At 51.2% G+C, this 22,055-nt stretch carries 15 protein-coding genes and 1 pseudogene; 8 read left to right on the forward strand and 8 right to left on the reverse strand.

Going from position 1 to position 22,055, the window contains the following annotated elements:
- Positions 1–13 precede the first annotated feature (13 nt).
- Positions 14–1,588: pseudogene (locus tag T433_RS16990) on the reverse strand (alpha-L-fucosidase); the annotation flags it as partial.
- A 174-nt stretch (positions 1,589–1,762) separates the two neighbouring features.
- Here T433_RS16990 and T433_RS0101795 point away from each other — a divergent pair.
- The gene (locus tag T433_RS0101795; RefSeq protein WP_052356940.1) at positions 1,763–2,623 is read left to right on the forward strand and encodes an AraC family transcriptional regulator; all 861 of its coding nucleotides are present in this window, start codon (positions 1,763–1,765) and stop codon (positions 2,621–2,623) included.
- 96 nt (positions 2,624–2,719) lie between these two features.
- Here T433_RS0101795 and T433_RS0101800 read toward each other — a convergent pair whose 3' ends face one another.
- The 5 genes from T433_RS0101800 to T433_RS0101820 all read right to left on the reverse strand — a co-directional run bounded on the left by T433_RS0101800 (position 2,720) and on the right by T433_RS0101820 (position 10,568).
- The gene (locus tag T433_RS0101800) at positions 2,720–5,623 is read right to left on the reverse strand and encodes a M16 family metallopeptidase (RefSeq protein ID WP_027454625.1); all 2,904 of its coding nucleotides are present in this window, start codon (positions 5,621–5,623) and stop codon (positions 2,720–2,722) included.
- Between the two features lie 14 nt (positions 5,624–5,637).
- On the reverse strand, positions 5,638–7,491 hold the full coding sequence (locus T433_RS0101805; RefSeq protein ID WP_027454626.1) for a DUF4954 family protein: 1,854 nt from the start codon (positions 7,489–7,491) through the stop codon (positions 5,638–5,640).
- An 84-nt stretch (positions 7,492–7,575) separates the two neighbouring features.
- On the reverse strand, positions 7,576–8,760 hold the full coding sequence (locus tag T433_RS0101810; RefSeq protein WP_044109011.1) for a cytochrome d ubiquinol oxidase subunit II: 1,185 nt from the start codon (positions 8,758–8,760) through the stop codon (positions 7,576–7,578).
- Positions 8,761–8,807: 47 nt separating this feature from the next.
- A complete protein-coding gene (locus T433_RS0101815; RefSeq protein ID WP_027454628.1) occupies positions 8,808–10,328 on the reverse strand; it encodes a cytochrome ubiquinol oxidase subunit I in 1,521 nt (506 codons plus the stop codon).
- Between the two features lie 15 nt (positions 10,329–10,343).
- Positions 10,344–10,568, reverse strand: a complete 225-nt coding sequence (locus T433_RS0101820) for a DUF4492 domain-containing protein (RefSeq protein ID WP_027449188.1) — start codon at positions 10,566–10,568, stop codon at positions 10,344–10,346.
- Positions 10,569–10,721: 153 nt separating this feature from the next.
- Here T433_RS0101820 and T433_RS0101825 point away from each other — a divergent pair, with 153 nt between their 5' ends.
- From T433_RS0101825 to T433_RS0101850, 6 genes are all read left to right on the forward strand, one after another.
- Entirely contained in the window at positions 10,722–12,893 is a 2,172-nt protein-coding gene (locus tag T433_RS0101825) for a GH92 family glycosyl hydrolase (protein ID WP_027454629.1), read from the forward strand.
- A gap of 191 nt (positions 12,894–13,084) precedes the next feature.
- Positions 13,085–13,954 carry a coiled-coil domain-containing protein gene (locus T433_RS0101830; protein WP_027449190.1) on the forward strand — a complete coding sequence of 290 codons (870 nt, stop codon included), beginning with the start codon at positions 13,085–13,087 and terminating at the stop codon, positions 13,952–13,954.
- 7 nt (positions 13,955–13,961) lie between these two features.
- Positions 13,962–15,407 carry a TolC family protein gene (locus T433_RS0101835; RefSeq protein ID WP_027449191.1) on the forward strand — a complete coding sequence of 482 codons (1,446 nt, stop codon included), beginning with the start codon at positions 13,962–13,964 and terminating at the stop codon, positions 15,405–15,407.
- A gap of 62 nt (positions 15,408–15,469) precedes the next feature.
- Positions 15,470–16,459, forward strand: a complete 990-nt coding sequence (locus T433_RS0101840; protein WP_027449192.1) for an HlyD family secretion protein — start codon at positions 15,470–15,472, stop codon at positions 16,457–16,459.
- Positions 16,460–17,629, forward strand: a complete 1,170-nt coding sequence (locus tag T433_RS0101845; RefSeq protein ID WP_027454630.1) for an ABC transporter permease — start codon at positions 16,460–16,462, stop codon at positions 17,627–17,629.
- Positions 17,613–18,866 carry an ABC transporter permease gene (locus T433_RS0101850; RefSeq protein WP_027454631.1) on the forward strand — a complete coding sequence of 418 codons (1,254 nt, stop codon included), beginning with the start codon at positions 17,613–17,615 and terminating at the stop codon, positions 18,864–18,866. The genes T433_RS0101845 and T433_RS0101850 overlap by 17 nt, the downstream gene beginning before the upstream one ends.
- Before the next feature lie 264 nt (positions 18,867–19,130).
- Here T433_RS0101850 and T433_RS0101855 read toward each other — a convergent pair whose 3' ends face one another.
- Positions 19,131–19,664, reverse strand: coding sequence for a hypothetical protein (locus T433_RS0101855; protein ID WP_027454632.1), 534 nt, complete (start codon positions 19,662–19,664; stop codon positions 19,131–19,133).
- Between the two features lie 236 nt (positions 19,665–19,900).
- Between T433_RS0101855 and T433_RS14360 the strand changes: the two genes are divergently transcribed.
- Positions 19,901–21,052, forward strand: a complete 1,152-nt coding sequence (locus tag T433_RS14360) for a phosphatidylinositol-specific phospholipase C domain-containing protein (protein ID WP_155808265.1) — start codon at positions 19,901–19,903, stop codon at positions 21,050–21,052.
- 76 nt (positions 21,053–21,128) lie between these two features.
- Here T433_RS14360 and T433_RS0101865 read toward each other — a convergent pair whose 3' ends face one another.
- Positions 21,129–21,956, reverse strand: a complete 828-nt coding sequence (locus T433_RS0101865; RefSeq protein WP_027454633.1) for a hypothetical protein — start codon at positions 21,954–21,956, stop codon at positions 21,129–21,131.
- Positions 21,957–22,055: the final 99 nt, after the last annotated feature.

Below are 22,055 nucleotides of genomic sequence, written 5' to 3' on the forward strand. Positions count from 1 at the left end.
CGTTTTTGAAAGTGATGCGGAAGACCGGTGCTATCGTGTTGGGCTTCGTGGAAGGAACCATGATGGTTAGTCCGTCGATACCCTGTGTGAACTCTACGTCTCCGCCTCCTAGCAAGGTGACTTTCTCAACTTCGCCACTGTATGACGTCTCTGCTATTGAGAAAGCCTTGAGGTTGAAGGCACCGGCCTCAGGCCATGCCATGATGGTGGCATAGACAACACCGTCCTTCTCTACATAGCGAACATCCTGTGCGGAATATGCCTGTCCCTCGTTGAAACCCTGGGCATTCATGGGATTGGCAGCTTCAGCCAGAGGTCCTTCGCCAAAGGTCTTCCATGGACGAGTACCGTAAATGGACTCGCTATTCACATCCATCCAAGCCTTGATGTCGGCCAGAACGGTGCGCTCTTTGTCGTCAATAGTGCCATTGCCCTTGACGGGGATGGAGAGCAACAGGTTGCCATTCTTTGAAACCACATCGATGAGCATGCGGATGACGGTGGCACCACTCTTGTAGCCATTACGATTGTACACGTTCTGGTCGTAGTGCCACTGACCGATACAGGTGCATGTCTGCCAGTAGGTATCTTGAGGACGGTCGGGAATACCTCGTTCTACGTCCCACATCATGTAGTTCTTCTGCTCCTTGGTCAGTTGCTTGCCTGTGACCACAACCTCGGCCTTGCCCTGGTGCAGAGCAGCGCTGTGGTTATAGTAGTGCTGCAGGATGTTCTGTCCGATGTTGTCATCGCATCCATAGAATGGCATCGCGGTGTCGTCGAAATAGATCATGTCGGGATTGTAGTCGTTGATGAGCTCCAATACACGATTCTGAAACTTCTTTTTGTAGGCTTCAGAGGGCAGAGAAGCACCATTGCCCCAGTCCCATTGGCTGTGAATGGTTCCACTGTTTTCCCATCCTGTGGAATGAGCATGATCCTGTGCATAAAGCTCTTGCGGGTCGAGTCCTTCCCACCATTTGCCCGTGCCATCGGCTTTTGTGAGGTTGCCGTCATACTTCTGTGATGGTTCCAGCCAGGTCCAAGCATGTGAAGCATGAATAGATACGCCCAATGGCAGACCGGCTTTCTGACAAGCTTCGCTCCATCCCTTGATCAGGTCTTTCTTTGGACCTACATTGACAGAGTTCCACTCCTGATAAGGTGAGTTCCATAGGTCGAAATTGTCGTGGTGGTTGCCCAGTGCCATGAAGTAGCGCGCGCCCACACTCTTATATAAGTTGACCAGTTCCTCGGGATTCCATTGGTCTGCTTTCCATGCATTGCAGAGCTCTTTCAGACCAAATTCACGTGGATTGCCAAAATGTCCCACGTGATAATTGTATTGTCCGCTGCCCTCATAATACATGAAACGAGCATACCAGTCGCCGTCTTCTGCCTGACACTGCGGTCCCCAGTGAGCCCAGATACCAAACTTGGCATCCTTAAACCATTCGGGACATTCCCATTGTGACAAACTTTCCCAAGATGAATCGAAGGTTCCTTGTTTCACTGCCACATCGCCTTCCTGGGCACTCATGCCCATAGCTGCTATCGTCAGCAATGCGGTCGTTAATGCTTTTTTCATTTGTAGTATAAATTGTTAGTGATTGGTTTCTGCGTGCAAAAATAGTAAAAAATAATAAATGTGGGTGTCATAATATTGCTTTGTGATAGGACAAAATGAATAAATGTTAATATAGTCCTATAAATAATTCGATAGTTATAGCACAATTGACAGATAATACTTATCTTTGCAAATATGATGCAGATACCTTTAGAATCTCTAAACTTGCAGATGCTGAACGTGGGGCTGGCCTGTCATGATGGTGATTGGAACTGGCAAAACGTTGAATCGCCTTTCACCAGAATATTTCTAGTGAAGGAGGGCGGGGCGAAACTCTGTCTGCCACATGGGGTAATCACCTTGCGACCAGCTCATCTCTATATCGTTCCTGCCTATACGAAGCACTCGTACGTGTGCGACGGTCGCTTTGACCATTATTACCTGCATGTGTACGAAGGTTTTAAGAGCGAGATGAATCTTCAAGAACAATATGACTTCCCTACGGAGGTTGCCGCCTCACGTGAGGATGAGTTGATATTGAAAGGCATGTGTGAACAGCATCCACAGGCGCAGTTGCCGGGGAGTGATCCGCAGGTTTACGACACGATGGCACAGTTTAAGAGCTACATAGAGCGTTATCGTGACATGCCCTTGTGGCAGAAGATGGAACTGCGCGGGGCTATCTTGGTTCTCTTCTCGCGTTTCATGCGTGAGGCTAAGCCTCATGTATGGACGCATGACGACCGTATTCGTCAATCCATTGATTATATTCATAGTCATATCACTGATGACTTGAATATGGACGACTTGGCCAGTGTGGCCTGTGTCACTAAACCTTATTTCATTCGCTTATTTAAAAACGAGATAGGTATTTCGCCACTTCAATATGTGAATAGTAAAAAGGTGGAGCGCGCCCAGTTGCTGCTTTATACCACTGATATGCATGTAAAGGAGGTGGCCTACGCCCTTGGCTTTAGCGATTATAGCTACTTTATCCGCATGTTTCGCAAGATGACGGGATTTACACCACAAGACTATCGACATAAGTCACGATAGACTTGAGGCATACAACACTTAAATGATGAAAAGACAGAAAAAGCCCCCGATAGCAATGAAAAGCTGTCGGGGGCTTTCTTATGGATGTGATTATTCTTAATAACCAAATATTTCCTTGGTGGTAACCCGTTTGATGGGGCCATACTGCTGTAGGGCCTTCATGTCGAGTTCCTTCTCATCGCCTAGGATGATGTAGCGGAAGGGCTTCTTAGCCATGCGTTGCTGCTCGAACTTCACAATATCTTCCATCGTCAGGGCAGGGAGGGCATCGTAGATGCGCTCGTTCATGTCGTAGTCGATGCCGCGCTCTTTGGCCTGCAGCCAGGCATTGATGAGGGCAAACTTGGTGGTTCGCTGACTGGCCAGGCGCTTGGTGAGCGACTCTTTGGCAATGTTGAAGGCATGGACACTCTGAGGAATGCTGTCGAGAATGGTGTGGAACTGGTGTACGCAGTCCATCATCTTGTCGTTCTGCGTGATGATGTGTGTGAAGAAATACTCAGTGGCATCGGCATGTTGAGGCTGCAGATAGAGGGCAAGGGCGTTATAGGCCAGACCGCGTGTCTCGCGCAACTCCTGGAATACGATGCTGTTCATGCCACCACCGTAGTATTCGTTGAAGAGTGCCTGGATGGCATCGTCGTCGTGGTTCCACTGGCGGGGCTCGTTGTGGAACATGCGCATGTAGATGTTCTTGGCATCATAGGGCGCGATGAGTATCTCGTTCTGTGGGGTGGGCTGTAGGGTGTAGTGCTTGCCTTGAGGCACTGCAGCCAGTTGACCCGTGGGATGCTGCTCGCTGATGACGGCCGACAGTTCCTGTTCGTCCATGGGACCATAATATAATATGGTGTGCTGGTAGCGCTTCAGGTCGCGCAACAGGTTGAGCAGTTCCTGAGGGTTGGTCTCTGCCAACTGCTGTGCGGTGTACTCGTTGCGATAGGGGTTGTAGGTACCAAACATGCCGTAGCAGAACAGGCGCTGGAAGTTGGCATCCTGATCTGCCTTCTGGTCCATGCGACCTTTCTCGCGGATGGCGATATACTGCTTGTAGGCGGCGCTATCCACCTTGGCATGTTGCATCACGTGTTCTGTCAGTGCCAGGGCTTCGGCCATGTTCTCGCTCAGTCCGTTCAGGGTCACGAAGATGTCGCGCTCGCCCACGCTGATATTGTAGTTGCAAGCCAACTTATAGAACTGCTGCTTCAACTGCTGGGCAGACAGCGAGTCGGTGCCGAGATAGTTCAGATAGTCGGCTGCATAGTTATAGCGCACGTCGCTCTCTTCGCCAAAGGCATAGTGGAAAGCCAGCGTGAATCGGCCGTTCTCCACGTTCTTCACGTAGATGTATGGCAACTTAGAGTTGGTCTCTCCGAAGGTGAGGTCGCGCTCGAAGTCCACGAACTTGGGTTCTATGGGGGCTACTTCAGCCTTCTGTATGCTCTTGACAAAGCTGGACACCAGTTCACGGTTGGCGGGAATAGGTGTGATGGCAGGCTTCTCAATCTTCTTCTGTGTGGTATCAACGCCTTGACGCTTATAGACAGCCACGTAGTTGTTCTGGAAATGTTGGTTGACAAAAGCCACGATCTGCTCCTTGGTCATGCCTTCCAGACGACTGAGCCACTCAACTTTCTGTTGCCAGGGGGTGCCATTGATGAAAGCATCTACAAACATGCTGGCACGAGCGCGGTTAGACTCAAGTGTATTGTAATATTGGAGCTTCAGGTTGTTGATGACAGAAGGCAACAGGTCGTCGGAGAACTCGCCCTTCTTCAGCTTCTCTATCTCGCTAAGAAGAAGACTGCGTCCCTCGTCGAGTGACTGTCCTTCGCTGGGCGTACCGGCAAGCAGGAACATGGAATAATCCATTTGCGTCTGCAGCATAGCTCCAGCCTCCAGCATCTTCATCTGCTGGTTGATGTCCAGGTCGATAAGACCGGCGGTGCCATTGCTCAACATCTGTTCCACAACCTGCAGCGTGTCGGCCTGCAGTGAGCTGGCCTTGTCGAAGCGCCAACCCAACCAGATGCTCTCGGCCTCCAGTCCTACGACTGTGGTGTCGATGGGTGATGTGATGGCAGGCAGCTCGGGGAAGGTGGGCTGTTCTACATCGTCGCCAGCCTTCCAGTCGCCGAAGTATTTCTTGATGATGCTCATCACCTCGTCGGGGTCAAAGTCACCAGCCATGCAGATAGCCACATTGTTGGGCACATACCATTTCTTAAAGTAGGCTTTGATATTTGAGATAGACGGGTTCTTGAGGTGCTCTTGTGTGCCAATGGTGGTCTGTGTGCCATAAGGGTGGTTGGGGAAAAGTTTGGCAGCCATGGCCACAAACAGCTTGTCTAAATCGTTGGCGAGGTAGATGTTATATTCCTCATAGACGGCTTCCAGCTCCGTGTGGAAACCACGTATCACCATGTTCTGGAAGCGATCGCCCTGAATCTTGGCCCAGTTCTCAACCTCGTTAGAAGGTATGTCCTCCACATAGCAGGTCACATCTTCGCTGGTGTAGGCATTAGAACCCTCAGAACCGATGATGGCCATCAGCTTGTCGTACTCGTTGGGGATGAAATACTTGGCAGCCAACTGACTGACCGAGTCTATCTCATGATAGGCCTGACGGCGTGCTTCGGGGTCGGTCAACTTGCGATACTGCTCGTAGCGAGCTTCAATATCGTCTAGAAGGGGTGCCTCGGCATTGACATTGGTCACACCAAACTTGTCCGTTCCCTTGAACATCAGGTGCTCCAGATAGTGGGCCAGACCGGTTGTTTCAGCAGGATCATTCTTAGAACCAGTACGTACGGCAATGTAGGTCTGGATACGTGGCGCCTCTTTGTTGACGCTCAGATAGACTTTCAGTCCATTGTCAAGTGTGTAAATTCGTGTTTGAGTGGGATCGCCCTTGATGGTCTCATAGTCCTTACTGCAGCTAGTCAATAAGGAAAGAGCCAGTGTAAGGACACAGGCTCCTGAAAACAGTTTAAAGTTCATTTATCTTTGATTAATTAGTTCTCATAGTCAATTTCATGATCGAGCTTTGAGAGGAAGTCGTCGAAGACATCCTGCTCCACGTCGCCCATCTGAAACTCTTTCTCTGCGTCCTTGCGTATCTCAGCAATCCACGCACGACGAGCTCGAACATAGTCCTCACGGATACGCTCGCAGGCAGCCTCGTCAAGCTCTTCCAGGTGGTAATAGTCCAGAATCATCTGGTAGCTCCAAGTCCAGCGATAGTCGCTATAGTGGCGGTTGATTTCGTCGAAGCGATCCAGTACCTGCTGGATGTTGTCGATGTTACCTCCCTTGATGTCGTCGATGAGGCGCTGTTCCTCGCTCTGCGGCAGCAGCAGACCGCTCATATCAACCCATGTGCCCTTGCCGATGTCGCTGGTGGGCTTGCCTATATAGCCCTCTTTCTGGGCACGCTTCAGAACGGCACCCATGTAGATGCGCAGGGCTATGTCGTAGTATTTCAGTCCTTTCTTCAGTGATGATGCGTTGATGACGTACTCATGGAAATTATAGGTCGTTACGTTCTCACCTGATGCGTTGCGCAGCGCTTTCAGTATCTCGATGCCTTGCATGATCTCGCCCACGGTGAAGGGACTGAGCCAGTCGAAGTTGATGATGCTCTTCTTCGACTGCTTCGAACGCTTGTCGCGCTTAGGCCATTTCTTGATGTCGCGATAGAGTCCTACGGTGGTGATGTTGCGGCCTGGCACCAGGTACATGGTGTCGCCGTAGGCAATCAGATATGAGAACGGCAGACAGCGTGTATCGGGGTGGTGCATCAGTTTGCCGAAGCAAACGCTGAAGGCACCAATCGTGGCAGGCATCAGCACATAAGAGCCCGACGCGGTCTTGGTTCCGCGCTCCAGGGTGCCATAGTGCATGGGGCCCATCTTGTAGGCATGGTTCGAGAAGTTGGTGTTAGAACCTGCGTTATAGAACGAGAATTCACCTCCAATCAGCAGAGAGCTCTTGTGGTGTGAGGCCGAGAAAGGACCGCAGAATGCAGCACAAGCCTCACCGTTGGCCATGAATGAGTTGGCAAAGAACAGGCTGGCCTCGGCAGTGAAACCATTTGTAATCTGACAAGCCTCGCCAACGAAGCAGTCTTGCATCTTCACCGAGTTGTTGATGGAGCATCCATCGCAGATGATAGAGTTCTCACAGATAACGCCTGTGCCGATATATACGCTGGCATCCTCGTTGCTCAGAATGGTACATTCGTTCAGTCGGGCAGCACCACTAATCTCGCAGTCGCCCTTGATCACGGTGTTGGTGATGTCTTTCGTGTTGGTGATCTTGACGCGATTGCCAATGATGCCACGTTCTGGCGTGCTGATGCGCACCTCATCGTCAATGAGCTGACGCAGTTGGTTGATGAGGGCCTTGTCGCAATGATGCTTCACCATGAACGATGCCAGTTGCGAGTTCAGTTCGCGAAACAGCGTCACGTTGCCGTCGCCCATCTCGTTGAGCACCGAAATCGTAGAGCCGGCACCGTAGCTGGCCCCCTCAAGCGTCTCCATGGTAGAGATGTTAGAGATGTAACAGTCGTCACCGATCGTATAGTTATTGATAAAGTTGCCAACCTTTTCTATCAGACAGTCGTTGCCAACGCTGACATTGCGCAGTGTGGCATCGTTGATGCCTGAATGCTTAAAAAAGCCGGAACTAACCTCAACCTGCTTGTTGAACGATCCCAGGCATATGTCGCCATAGAAAATAACACGGTGAAAGTTATATGGTTTAAAATCAGATGCCACCTGTATGCGGCTCCAGTCTTCTGCCCAACAACCGTTGGCTTCAAGCACGTTAATTTCGTCTTGGTTCAGTAATCTATACTCTCTCATAAAAGGTCTTTAATAGTGTCTTTTGTTGATTCGGTTGCAAAAATAGATATTTTTTTTCACAAACGACATATTTTTGTCGTTTTTTTAATAGGCATGCTCGTCGTTGGCTATCTCTTCCTGGTCGATAGGCTTACTGTCAATCTTGCGCCATGCGTAGCAGATGTAGGCCAGCACCAGGGGAATGAGCAGTGAAACATAGAACATGGTGTGGAGCGTGAAATAGCTGCTGCACGAGTTCTCGAGTGTCAGCGAAGACTGAAGATCTGCCGTGGAAGGGTAGTAGGCGGTGTGGTTCCATGCGCTCATCAGAAGAAGTGACAGCACCGTCAGTACCGTCCCAACGCCAGCTGGCCAGATGCCTGCAAACTTAAAGAGAGAGGAATGGCTCGAACAGAATTTGCTGTCGCGCAGTATCTCTGTGACTATTCCCCAAAGCACGAGCACGATGCCCACCAGCATCACCACGGTGATATACCACATGTCCACCATGTTATGGAGGTATTTGTTGGGCTCTATGAAGATCTCGCCGTTCTCAGGCTTCCAGGCATAGCCGTCTTTCAGTAGCAGGTGGACCAGATAGCTCACAAAGAGAATGACGAACGGGATGGCCGTACCCACCAGTCGTACCCTGCCACGACTGCGTATGTTCTCGTCGTTCACGTTGTTGATGACGTAGAGAATGCCCAGTGTGCGTGCCAGAAACATCACTGCTAAGCCAAACACCAGCACCCAGGGATTCAGCAAGGCGTCGAGTCCGTGTGAGGCATTAGCCCAACGACTGATGATGGGGGTGATAGCATCAGCGTTGATCAGGTTGCCTTTCTCTACGATAAAGTTTGACCCCTCGAAGAAGGTGGCCACAGCTCCTCCCAGTAACAGCGGACCAAAGATGCCGTTGATGACCAGGAAGCACTGGAAGGTGCGCGGTCCCAGCAGGTTGCCTATCTTGTTTTGAAACTCATAGCTCACCGCTTGTAGTACAAACGTAAAGAGAATGAGCATCCACAACCAGTAGGCCCCACCGAAAGAGGTGGAGTAGAACAGTGGGAACGAGGCGAAGAACGCGCCACCAAAGGTTACCAGGGTGGTAAACGTGAACTCCCATTTGCGTCCTGTTGAGTTGATCAGCAGCCGACGCTCGTTGTCATTCTGTCCTAATGAGAATATAATGGAGTTGGCACCTTGAACAAACAGCAGGAATACCAGCAGGGCTCCTAATAGCGACACCAGGAAGCACCAGTAATGTTGCAGAAATGAATATGTTAGCATAGTGATTTCGTTTTTGACAGTTAGCAGTAATAATCAACGTGTGATGCTCAGCTCTTTGGCCCCTTCTTGATCTGTTTAAAGAGAATACTGATTTCCACAGCCAGCATGGTGGTGAACAAGATCAGGAACAGGAAGAACGTGATGATGACGCTCGACGACTGCAGATCGCTCACCGCTGCCCACGTGGGAAGCATGTCTTGGATGGTCCAGGGCTGTCGGCCGAATTCGGCTACTAGCCATCCACATTCCGAACCGAGATAGCTGAGGGGCACCAGCATGATGGCAGCCCAGTAGTGCCACGCAGGCAACTTCGTGATGTCGCGTTTGGCAAATAGGAACTTTGGCCAATGATACAACGTGGCCAGCACTACTGCGAAGAACAGGATGAGCAGGCATCCCACGCCTACCATCACGCGGAAAGCCCAGAAGTTCACCAGCACCGGTGGCACCAGCTGGGACTTGTCGCGCATATAGCCATAGCCAAAGTATTTCATGTTTTCCTTAAGAACACGCAGATGGGCAGTCGCATCCTCGCCATTGGCTTTCGCCTGGCGATAGGCAGCCAGCGCACTGATGGCCTTTTTGCCGCGTTCTATTTTCTCGTCGGCCGAAGGCTCCACGCGTCCGTCGGGTGTCGTGTAGCCATTCAGGATGTCGTTGATGCCAGGCACAAATCCCTGCGGATCATTGGTGGCCATGATTGAAAGCGCATAAGGCACCTCGATACCTTCTATCAGTTTTAGTCCCTGCTCGGTACCTCCGTCGTAGAGTGCCTCCATGGCTGCCAGTTTCATGGGCTGCACCCTGGCTACATCCATGCCCGACTTATGCCCTGTGGCACCAGCCAGCAGGGCTGCCACCAGTCCCACTGCCGCGCCAATCTTCATGCTCTCCACTGCCATCCTCTCGTGTTGCTTCTTCAGCAGATACCAGCAGCACACACCAACGCAGAAGATGCCTCCGATGATCCATGCCGAAGTCACCGTGTGGCAGAACTTAGACACCGCAAAAGGCGAGAGAGCCACCTCGGAAAAAGACACCATCTCGTTGCGCATCGTGTCGGGGTTGAACTCGCAACCCACGGGATACTGCATCCATGCGTTGGCCACCAGGATCCACCAGGCAGAGATGGTGGCTCCAAGTCCCGTGAGCCACGTAGAAGCCAGATGGAAACCTGCCGACACTTTCTTCCATCCAAAGAACATGACGGCCACAAACGTCGATTCCATGAAGAAAGCCACGATGCCTTCTATGGCCAGTGGCGCTCCGAAGATGTCGCCCACAAACCAGGAGTAGTTGCTCCAGTTTGTACCAAACTCAAACTCCAGGATGATGCCTGTGGCCACACCCATGGCAAAGTTGATGCCGAAGAGCTTCTGCCAGAACTGGGCCGTGTGCTTCCAGAACACGTCCTTCTTTCGGTAATAGATCGTCTCGGCAATGCCCATGATGATGGCCAGTCCCAGCGTCAACGGCACAAACAGCCAGTGGTAGATGGCCGTCAGTGCAAATTGTGCCCTCGACCAGTCGATCGTTCCAGCATCGATGTTTAACAGTAGATTCTCCATAGCGTTTATTTGTTTTTAGTTTTTATTGGCACGTTCAGTCAGCTCATTGGCCACGAAGCCTGCTTCGTTGCCATGCGCATTCTGCTTGAGGTAGTTGGGGAAAAAGAATGGTTTTAGGATAAAGAACATGATGAACAGTTTGATCAGGATGATAATCCATAGCGTCTTGCCCAGTGTCATATGCCGGAAACCGTCATAATAAAGGTCAAAGGCTCGATAGATAAAACTGTCCTTTTTCATAGGCATTCAATCCGATAGTCTGCGGGCAAAGATAGATAAAAAACATTAAACCGCCAAATAATTGATTCTTTTTTTATAATTTTGCAGTCCAAACGGGTTTACACCCTGTCTAGACGCTAAAAACCAGAGTTTCAATAAATAGTAAAATAACGAATGAAAACAAAACTTTTATTACTCCTTTCTGCTGCATTCTTTGCAGTAGTACCTACACAGGCAGGAGACATTACAAAGCATGTCAACCCCCTGATGGGTACAGAAACATTGTGGTCGCCACAGGACCTTGGCTACACCCGAACCGAAACCAAACGCGCTTGGGGCGCAGAGACCTTCCCAGGTGCTGCCATGCCAAACGCCATGGTTCAGGCGACACCCGTCACCATGTATCACTCAGGTTCCGGCTATCAGTATGAAGACCGTCAGATCTATGGCTTTGCCCACACCAGCAAAGGCCACTGGAACCTGCTGCATGTGCCCATTCTGCCCGTCACCACCGAAGGACAATTCCGCCCCGACAACTATTGCTCGTGGTTCAGTCATGAGCGCGAGTCGGCCGCGCCTGGCTATTACCAGGTATGGCTCGAGCGCTATCAGGTCAATGCCGAGCTGACCACCACGCTCCGTTGTGCCTACCACCGTTATACTTTCCGCGCCGGCGATGAGAAAATGCTGATGGTAGATATCACCCATTCCAATGCCCATCCGCGCGGTTATCAGGTGAAGAAAGTTGCAGACAATGCCTTCGCCGGTTTTCAGGATGGCGAGGGACGCGCCTATTTCTATGCAGTCACCAACTATGATATAAACTTTGTCGTGATGGCCAGCGAACATCGCAACAGCGTTGGCGTCGTTACGTTTAAAGATTGCCGTGCCGCTAAGCCTTTGGAGGTGCGCATCGGCTTTTCTTTTGTAAGCATCGAGAATGCCAAAGCCAATCTCGAAGCCGAGTTGTTGAAGGAGAATAAGTCATTTGCCGCAGTACGTCAGGATGCCGACCAGACCTGGGAGAAGCTCCTGGGGCATGTGCGTGTCAGCGGCGGTACCGCTCAGCAGCAGGACATGTTCTACTCTACGCTCTATCGCGCTTTCCTGTGGCCCAGCTTGCGTAGCGATGCCAACGGTGAGTATCGCGACGACCGCGGACAGGTGGTGCGCGGCGACTATGCTTATTATACCGACCCCTCGCTGTGGGACACCTATCGCAACAAGCTCATCCTGCTGGGTATGATCTCGCCCGAGGTGGTGGCAGACATCATCAAGTCGTGTGTTGACAGAGGAGAGAAGCACGGTGGCTATATGCCCACCTTCTTCCATGGCGATCATGCTTCTGCTTTTGTGGCTGGCTCTTGGTTGAGAGGCATTCACGATTTCGACCTGCGTCGTGCCTACCAACTGATGTTGAAGAACGCCACCGTCCCCGGACGTGGTGGCCGTCCCTACCTCGATGAGTATCTGGAGCGTGGTTGGATTTCAGAGAAGGATACCATCGATGTTCCTACAGAGGATGAGTACAAAGGCGCTGTCACCAAGACACAGGAATATGCCTACGACGACTATGCCACTGCCCTCGTGGCTCGTGTGCTGAAAGATAAGAAGAATGAAAAGATGCTGCTCCAGCATGCGCAGAACTATAAGAACCTGTTCGACCCCTCCACTGGCTTCTGGCGTGGCAAGGTGTTGCGTGATGGCGAAGGCCAGTGGATAGAAGACTTCCGTCCTAACTATCCCTATTATCAGTATATGTATCGTGAGGCAGATGCTTGGAACTCGCTGTTCTTTGCCCCCCACGATCCTGCAGGCATGATTGCCCTCTACCCATCGCATCAGGCTGTAGAACAAAAGCTCGACTCGCTTTTCTCTACACCTTGTGGAGGCTACGAGGCGTGGAACCTCACCGGCTATCTGGGCACCTATTGTCATGGCAACCAGCCTGGTCACGGCATTCCCTATACCTACTATTTCATTGACCGTCAGGAGAAGGCGCAGCGCATTCTGAACACGCTGATGAACAACTACTATGGCATGGGCGAGCATCATCTGGCCTATGCTGGTATGGACGATGCCGGCGAGATGTCGTCGTGGTATGCTCTCAATGCCATGGGCATCTATACCTATTCGCCTGCCGACCCGCAGTACATCGTCACTGTGCCCCTCTTCGACAAGGTGGAGTTCACGCTGGGAACCACGGGCAAGACCTTCGTCATCAAGAAAGAAGGTCAGGGCGAGAAGATCCGTCAGATCACGATCGGCGGTAAACCCCTGAAAGGCTGGTTTGTGAATCATGCCGACCTGGCACAAGGCAAGACGCTGGTCATCAAGGTGGAATAAAATGTATGTAAAACTATTGGAAGAGAGGTCGTCATCCTGGTATTCAGGGGGCGGCCTTTTTTTATCGTCGTATTCTTCCTTTTCACCTTATTATTATTTATATTGGTCGAAAAAGTAAAGATATATTTGGCGCATTCGTGAAAATCTATTATTTTTGCACGCAGTTAATTTAGAAAAGAAAAATAAGAAAAATGAAGAAAAGTTGGATTGTTATTGGCATAGCTGTTATCACAGTACTGATTGGTTTGGCTGTAGCCCTGTTTATTGGTTTGCAACAGCAGAAACAACAGGTGGCTGAGATGCAAGAGCTGGCTGAGTTGGATAAACAGGAAATGGAAAATGAGTATGAGCGCTTCACGCTGCAGTATAGCGAGATGATGACGCAGATCAACAACGACTCTATCATCGAACAGCTGACGCAGGAACAGCTGCGCACCCAGCAACTGTTGGAAGAGCTGAAGAATGTGAAGGCCAGCGATGCTCGCGAGATAGCCCGACTGAAGAAAGAACTGGCCACGGTGCGTGAGGTGCTGCGCTCCTATATCCGCCAGGTGGACTCGCTGAATCAGGTCAACAAGAGCCTGATGGCTGAGAATAGCCAGATCCGTGGTCAGCTGGAGCAGACCAATCTGGAGAAGCGCGATTTGCAACAAGAGAAGCAGAACCTGACAGAGAAGGTGGCCATCGCAGCCCAGCTTGACGCTACAGGCATCACCCTGACCCCACTGAACAAGCGCGGAAAGGCAGAGAAGAAGATTAAGAATGCCAAGACCCTACAGGTCAGCTTCAATATAGCACGCAACGTGACGGCTTCTAATGGCAATCGCACCATCTATGTGCGTATGACCAAACCCAACGGACAGTCGTTCTCGGCCGGCACGTTTGCCTACGAGAACCGTCAGCTGGAGTATGCCATGAAGAAGGTCATCGAATACAATGGCGAGGAAACCAGCGTGCAGACCTTCTGGACGGTGGGCGAATTCCTCGAGGCCGGTGAATACCGTGTCAGCATCTTTGCCGATGGGCATATGATTGGATCTAGAACATTCAATTTCAAATAAACTAACTATGAAGAAACGTTTGGCTTTAGGGCTTTGCCTTCTGACGCTGGGAGCGGCAACCGCTGGTGCACAGCAGTTGTTGAGCCTGGACAGTTGTAGAGCAATGGCCCTGCGCAACAACAAGCAGATGAACGTGCAGCAGCTGAAGCAGGACGTCGCCGAGAACCTGCGTAAGTCTGCACGCACCAAGTATCTGCCACATGTAGCCGCCATAGGTACCTATCAGTACACCAGTCGCGAGGTGTCTTTGCTGAACGACGACCAGAAGAGTACCTTCCCTAAGTTGGGCACGGCTGCTGGTCAGCGGATGGAACAAGTGGTGCCTGGCGCATCGTCGGCCCCCGCCATTTCAACGTTGCTTGGCGTGCTCGATGCCACTGGTCAGCGCATTGTCGATGCGCTGGAGACCGACAGTCGCAACATCTTTGCCGGTTCGGTGATGCTCACACAGCCTGTGTTCATGGGCGGTAGCATCGTGGCCATGAACAAGATGGCGCGTATCAATCAGGATATGGCCGAACACACGCAGGATGCCACCCGCCAGTTGACACTCTATGAAACCGACAAGACCTATTGGCTCGTTGTCTCGCTGAGACACAAGCAGCGTCTGGCCGAGAGCTATCTCGAGGTGGTGAAGAAACTGGACGACGACGTGCAGAAGATGATCGCCGAGGGTGTGGCCACTCGCAGCGATGGTCTGAGCGTCAGTGTGAAGGTGAGCGAAGCCGAAATGAATCTTCAAAGAGTGAACGACGGACTTGTACTGGCCAAGATGTTGCTTTGCCAGCAGATAGGTCTGCCTTCAGACAGCAAAATCACTTTGGTCGATGAAAATGCCGACAGCCTGGCAGAGGTGACGCCAGCATTAGCTGCCGACGACGATGATGCCCGTGCAGCTGCCATGGAGAATCGTCCAGAACTGCGACTGCTGGAGAGTGCGGTTGATCTATCGAGACAGTCCACCAACCTTTTGCGTGCCGGCAATCTGCCTCAGGTGCTGCTCACCGGTGGCTATGTTGTTTCCAATCCCAACCTGCTCAATGGCTTCGAGAAGAAGTTTGGAGGCATGTGGAATGTCGGTGTGATGGTGCGTGTGCCCATCTGGAACTGGGGCGACGTGAACTATAAGGTCAGAGCATCCAAGGGCGCTACTGCCATTGCCAACCTGGAACTGGAGGAGGCTCGCGAGAAAATAGAGCTGCAGGTCAATCAGACCAACTTCAAGGTTGACGAGGCCAACAAGCGTCAGGCGATGGCTGAGGCCAGTATCAAGCGGGCCGAAGAGAACCTGCGTACAGCGGAAATCGGTTTCCGCGAAGGTGTGATTACTCCCACCACCGTGATGGAGGCACAGACCGCCTGGCTACAGGCCAAGTCGCAGAAGATAGATGCCGACATCGATGTGAAGATGGCGCAGGTAGATTTGCAGAAAGCCATGGGACAACTTAAATAGTTCACCGTTTCAGAGTTAAGAGTTCAAAGAAAAGAGTTTTAGTTTTATAATCATTTTGAATTATGTCAGTACAAGCATCAACGCAACATAAGAATATTTTGTATGCCATCCTGGGCTTCGCTTGCGTGGTCATACTAGTAGCACTCATAGGCTTCTTTGCCCTGGGCCGCGACCCCGAGCTGATTCAGGGTCAGGTGGAAGTGTCTGAATATCGTGTGTCGAGCAAGGTTCCCGGTCGTATCCTTGAGATACGTGTGAAAGAAGGCGACTTTGTGAAGGCCGGCGACACGCTGGCCATCCTCGATGCCCCCGAGGTGAACGCCAAGAGACAGCAGGCGCAGAGTGCCGAGGATGCAGCTTCGGCCATGGAACTGATGGCAAAGAACGGTGCCCGCAAAGAACAGGTGCAGGGTGCGTATCAGTTGCTGCAGCAGGCCAAGGCTGCCTACGAGATTGCCGAGAAGTCATACCACCGCGTTCAGCGTCTGTTCGACGAGGGCGTTGTCAGCGCTCAGAAGCGCGATGAGGCTCAGGCTATGTATAAAGCCTCTGAGGCTCAGATGAAAGCTGCGCAGAGTCAGTATGACATGGCGCAGAATGGTGCACGCCGTGAGGAGAAATTGGCTGCCCAGGCACAGGTGAACCGCGCCAAAGGTGCTGTGCAGGAGGTGAACTCATACATCAGCGAGACGGTGCAGATAGCCCAGATGGATGGTGAGGTGAGCAACATCTACCCAAAGATTGGCGAACTCGTTGGCACGGGCAGTCCCATTATGACCATCTCCATGATGAACGACATGTGGGGCACATTCAACGTGCGCGAGGATCAGTTGGGCTCTTTGGCCATCGGCACTGAGTTTGAAGCCTTTGTGCCTGCCTTCAATAAGAATGTCAAGATGAAGGTGTACTACCTGAAGGATCAGGGCTCTTATGCCGTGTGGAAAGCCACGAAGGCCAATGGCCAGTATGACCTGAAAACATTCGAGGTAAAGGCACGTCCGGTCGAGAAGATGGAAGGACTCCGTCCGGGAATGTCGTTGATTATCAAGTAAATGAAGTATCTATTGCGAATTTTCCATTTGATGATGCGCGAACTGGCGATTCTCAGACGGAATCACCTCTACGCCTTCTGCATGGTGGTCTTTCCTGTCCTAGTGACGGTGTTCTTCACCTCGATGCTGAACGAAGGATTGCCCACCGAGATGCCTCTGGGTGTTGTTGACCTGGACAACACCTCGATGACGCGTTCGCTGACCCATCGCTTGGATGCTTTCCAGATGTCGCATGTCGTGGCGCGCTACCCCAGTGTGGCGGAGGCACGGCGCGCCATTCAGCGCAACGAGATCTATGGCTTCATGTATCTGCCAAAGGGAACCACCGACGAGCTGCTGGCCAATCGTCAGCCTAAGATTTCCTTCTACTACACATACACCACGATGGCGGCAGGTGCCTTGGTGATGAAGGACATGAAGACCGTCTCAACGCTCGGGTCGGCAGCCTTGGGACAGGCCACGATGCGGGCCAAGGGCATGACCGACGAACAGATACAGACGTTGCTGCAGCCCATCCGTGTGGACCTGCACCAGATTGCCAATCCGTGGACCAGCTATAACATCTACCTCACAACGATGATGGTGCCGGGCATCATCATGTTGTTCATTTTCCTGATCTCAGCCTATTCGCTGGGCACAGAGATTAAGTTCGACACCGGAAAGCAGCTGATGGAGATGGCTGGCAACAACATCCTTGTGGCCATCGTCGGCAAGTTCCTGGTGCAGACACTCATCTTCCTGGCCATCATCTTTGCATACGAGTACTACGTGTTTATCGTGCTGGGCTTCCCGCATCTGGGCAGTCCGTGGATGCTGGTGTTGCTGGGCCTCATTCAGGTGCTTTCGGCCCAGGGCTTTGGCATCTTCGCTTTCGGTCTGATGCCCTCGCTGCGCATGTCGCTCAGTATCTGTTCGCTGTGGGCCGTGCTCAGCATCTCGATGGTTGGTTCGGCCTATCCCGTGATGGGCATGGATAGTGCGCTGCAATCGCTGTCGTGGCTCTTTCCGTTGCGCCATTATTTCATGATTTATCAGATATGTATCTTCAATGGTTTCCCGCTCATTGATGCGTGGTTCCATTTTGCAGCCTTGGTAGCCTTCTTGTTGTTGCCTTGGTTTGTGTTGAAGAAAATAAAGAACGCAATGCTTACCTATGTCTATATTCCGTAATCTGAACGAAGGGCTTCACGACATTTGTTTCATCTGGTGGCGAGAGATGAAACTGATGGCCAGAGACGAGGGTGTGATCATCTTCTTCTTGGTGGTGCCCATTGTCTATCCGCTGCTTTATTCGTGGATATACAATAACGAGACGGTGCACGAGGTGCCGGTGGCGGTGGTCGATGACTCGCATTCGTCGTTGTCTCGACAGTTCATCCGCATGTGCGATGCCTCGGCCGACGTCAGGGTGGCATACTATGCTCAGGATATGGATGAGGCCCAGTCGCTGGTCAGCCGCCAGTTGGTGAAGGGCGTGTACCATATTCCCAGTGATTTCGATTTGAACATCAACCGCATGCAGCAAGCCACCGTCAGCGTGTATTGCGACATGGCGTTGATGCTGACCTACAAGGCCATCTTCCAGACGGCGCAACTAGTGACCATGGACATGGGTACGGAGATTAAGACCAAGTTGGCAGGTCGCTACACCAAGCAGGAGGAGCTGATTGCCTCGAAGCCGCTGGCGTTCGACGAGGTGCCTATCTTCAACCCCTCGGGTGGCTATGGTTCGTCTATCTTGCCAGGTGTGCTGATGCTCATACTGCAGCAGACCTTGGTGTTGGGCATCGGCCTGGCAGCAGGTACGGCGCGCGAGCAAAACCGCTACGGGCAGCTGGTGCCCATGAGTAAGCACTATCATGGCGTGTCGCGCATTGTGGCTGGCAAGGCCTTGGCCTACTTCATGGTCTATGCCGTGATGGGCGCTTGGCTGCTGTTGGCCGTTCCCCGTCTGTTCCACTTCCCGCAGTTGGCCCAGTGGACTTCGTTGTTGGCCGTGGCCCTCCCTTACGTGCTGGCTTGCATCTTCTTTGGTATGACGGTGTCGTGCTTGGTACGCTATCGCGAGAATGTGATGCTGCTCATGGTCTTTGTGTCCGTGCCACTGCTGTTTATGACGGGTCTCAGTTGGCCACAGTCCAACATTCCCGGCGTCTGGCAGGGCATCTCGTGGCTGTTCCCCTCGACCTTTGGCGTCCGTGCCTATGTGCGTCTCAACTCCATGGGGGCCTCGCTCGCCGATGTGCTGTTTGAGTATCGCATCCTGTGGATTCAGGCCGGCGCCTATTTCCTGTTGGCCTATCTCGTTTATTCGTTCCAGATCAACCAGGCGCATAAACGTATCAAGCAGGAGTATCAGGAAATGAAAGAGCGCGTGGAGCAGCGCAAGAAGCATACCCAAGCATAGGTTTCCTTACGGCAAAGTGCCACTTTAGTTACGCTAAAGTGGCACTTTGCCGTAGTTAAAGCGGCACTTTCGTTGGCTTAAAGTGCCACTTTTGTGTTGCAATAGTGGCACTTTTGCTCCGCATCTAGCCCCTGGATAGCTTGCATCCAGCCCCTAGCGAGCACTCATCCAGCCCCTGGATTGACCGTGTCTAGGGGCTAGACCAGACCATTCCAGGGGCTGGACGCAGAGCAAGAGTGTAACTATTGCCTGTCAAAAGCTCTACTAATAGTTCTCAAGAATCATCTTTCTGCGTTGCTTTTCGGCTGCTTTTCGGCGTCGTTGCTTTTTGAGCCACAACTCGTCAATGCCCCAGTAGATAAGTCCAAGAGGATTGAAGCCTTTCGGGTTGGCCTCCATCAGTTGCATATCTACCTTCGAAGGCTTCTGGAAGGCCGTGGCAGTCTTGTCGTGATGTTTTCCCCAGATGACGACCTCGTTGACCGAAAACAGACGGGGCAGCAGCTCGATCGTGTCGCCCTGCAGTTCGTCGCTGCGCATTCTGCGCTTCTCGAAGCTGGCGTGCATGAGCGTCAGTTCTTTGAAACTGCTCTTCAGCTGGAGGACTCCTTCCCACGTGCTGACAGTCTCTTGTCCGTCGTCGGTTGTAATCAGCACGTTGCGAATGGGCACCCCCGTTTCCATGTTGATGACGATGAATCGTCGTGGCAGCGTGTCGGTGCTCACCGTGTCTTGTATGCAACAAGTCCCGTTGATGCAGGGCAGTAGTGATACCATCAAAACAAATAGTCTAGTCATGGTTCGTGATTGTTAGTAATCATTCACGTCGCAAAGATAAATGATTTTGCCACACGATGGTGATAATTTATGCGAAACTCTGTTATAGATATACAATTTAAGATTTTATTTATTTAAATTTACCAAAACGAAAATAATTGCGGCTTTTTCTTGGTCGTTCCATTCCGGATGATTAATTATGCAGACGATTTGGAAATAAAAACCTAAAACTAAATGGTAAGAACATGCAAAGCAAGATGAAAAGAATGGTACTCCTGATGCTGGTCTTCGGGGGGATGATGAACACCACTATGGCCGAAGACTGGATGGCACAGCTTGACGATAACACCTATTGGACGCAGGTGAGCATTCCCGGCACCCACGATAGTGCCACGGGCGATGGTTGGCCTGGACTGACGAGTTTAGTGGGGGCTGCGATGGCCCAAACGCAAGACCTCTCCATCGAACAACAACTGGCATGCGGCGTGAGGGCTTTTGATCTCCGTCCTTGTGTGTCGGGCAATGAATTGGTGATTAACCACGGCATCCTAGCGACCAACGCAAAGTTTGCCAACACGATGAGACAACTCTGCCAGTTCGTCAGCAGTCATCCGTCTGAGTTTGTGGTGGTGGTGATGCGCCATGAGACCGATGGCGACAGCAATAGCGACAAATGGGCTGACATGATAAGTGACTGTCTGAATAGCGATGACATACTGCCGCAGCTGGCCGCCTACAGGCGCGACTTGACGGTGGGCGAACTGCGCGGCAAGGTGCTCGTCTTCTCGCGCGATAGCTATGGCAGTCAGCCTGTGGGGGCTTTTGTCACAGGGTGGGGACATCAGGCCGACTATGTCACTGCCAGCATCAAGGGCACGGGCCGAAACATCGGAACGCTCTACGTGCAGGACTTCTACGAGGTGTTGGACAATATGACGGCCAAGCTCAATGGTATTGAAAAGCTCCTTAACTACTCTACAAAGAATAATGTGGAACAGGGCACCCGTCATCTGGTGGTGTGCATCAACCATACGTCTGGCTATACACAGTCGGCCTCGACCAATGGCAACAAGGATAATGCAGCAAAGTGCAATCAGAAGGTGATAGACTATCTGGCTGTGGACACGCAGGCAGGACCGACTGGCATTGTGATGATGGACTTTGCCGGAAAGGATAGGTCTGGCTCTTACGACGTGAAGGGACTGGAACTGGTCAACACCATTATTAATAATAATCAGCGCTACACGCCCGTGAAAAAGGCCGACCTTTCGAGCATCAGACAACCAGATGTGGATACGGAAAAATCATCGTCTGTCTATGACCTTTTAGGTAGAAAGGTGCAAGGTCTGCGGCAGGGCACGATTGTCGTTGACAGACAGAAAATAATCAAGAGGTCACGCCAGATGTAACTGACGTGACCTCTTCTTTTCGTTTATAGCGAACCATTAACCGTTACCATGGAAGGGGGCTAATAGCTATTCTAGACTATTTCAGAATCACCTTTTTACCATCGATGATGTACAGACCTTTGGTTGGCTGAGCCACACGCTGACCTGCAAGGTTGAAAGCCACCTTAGAAGCTTTTGCCGAACCCTTAATCGTATTAATACCTGTTGAAGTCTTTTTGACGAGTATGATATCGGTGAAGTTGAATGGTTCGCCGCCCTCTTTGTTGCACTGAATCATGAGTCGGTCTGTATTGCTCAGTCTTTCTTCCATATTAATATTATCAAGGCTAAGCTCTGCATAGTCGTTGGTCATGGTCATCGTGCTCTGATCACCTAGTTTACCTCCATCTTCCCAATTAATCAGAATATTGATGATGTAATCGGTTCGACCAGCTTGTGAACAGAAACGGATGGCTGAGACTTCGCTCCAGTCAACACCTGCGAAGCTGTTCTTGGTAATCTCCAATGTACTCCAGTTATCCATCCAGAAATAGCCAGTCCATACAATGTTCTGGTCTATATTTTGCTTGCCGTCACCATACCATACCTTGGTCGCGGTGAAATCTTTACCGCAAATCTCTAGGCCATGCTCTTTTAAGGATGTACACATTGCTTGGGTGACGAACACATCTATATTGCTATTTTCGGGATAAATAAAATGGGCGTAGCGTGTGCCAGGCAACATTCCGCCATTGCTGTGCAGCTCGATAGCTTCGCCTTCCGCATCTTTGAATTCAACAACTAGCTTGTCGCCAACCTTTATATCTGCAAACTTAGCAGTATCAATTTGAATGGTGTTAGTCCCCGATACGGGCTGTTCACCAGTCCATACGTCTGTAGCAGAAGCAATTACAGTGGATGCCATCAAACACAAAAGTAAAAATAATTTTTTCATAAGCGTTGTTTTGTTAGAGTTAATAATAAATTAATAAATTGTTTTGTACTTGTAAAAGTATGTGATTCC

Source organism: Xylanibacter brevis ATCC 19188, from assembly GCF_000621725.1.
GTDB lineage: Bacteria > Bacteroidota > Bacteroidia > Bacteroidales > Bacteroidaceae > Prevotella > Prevotella brevis.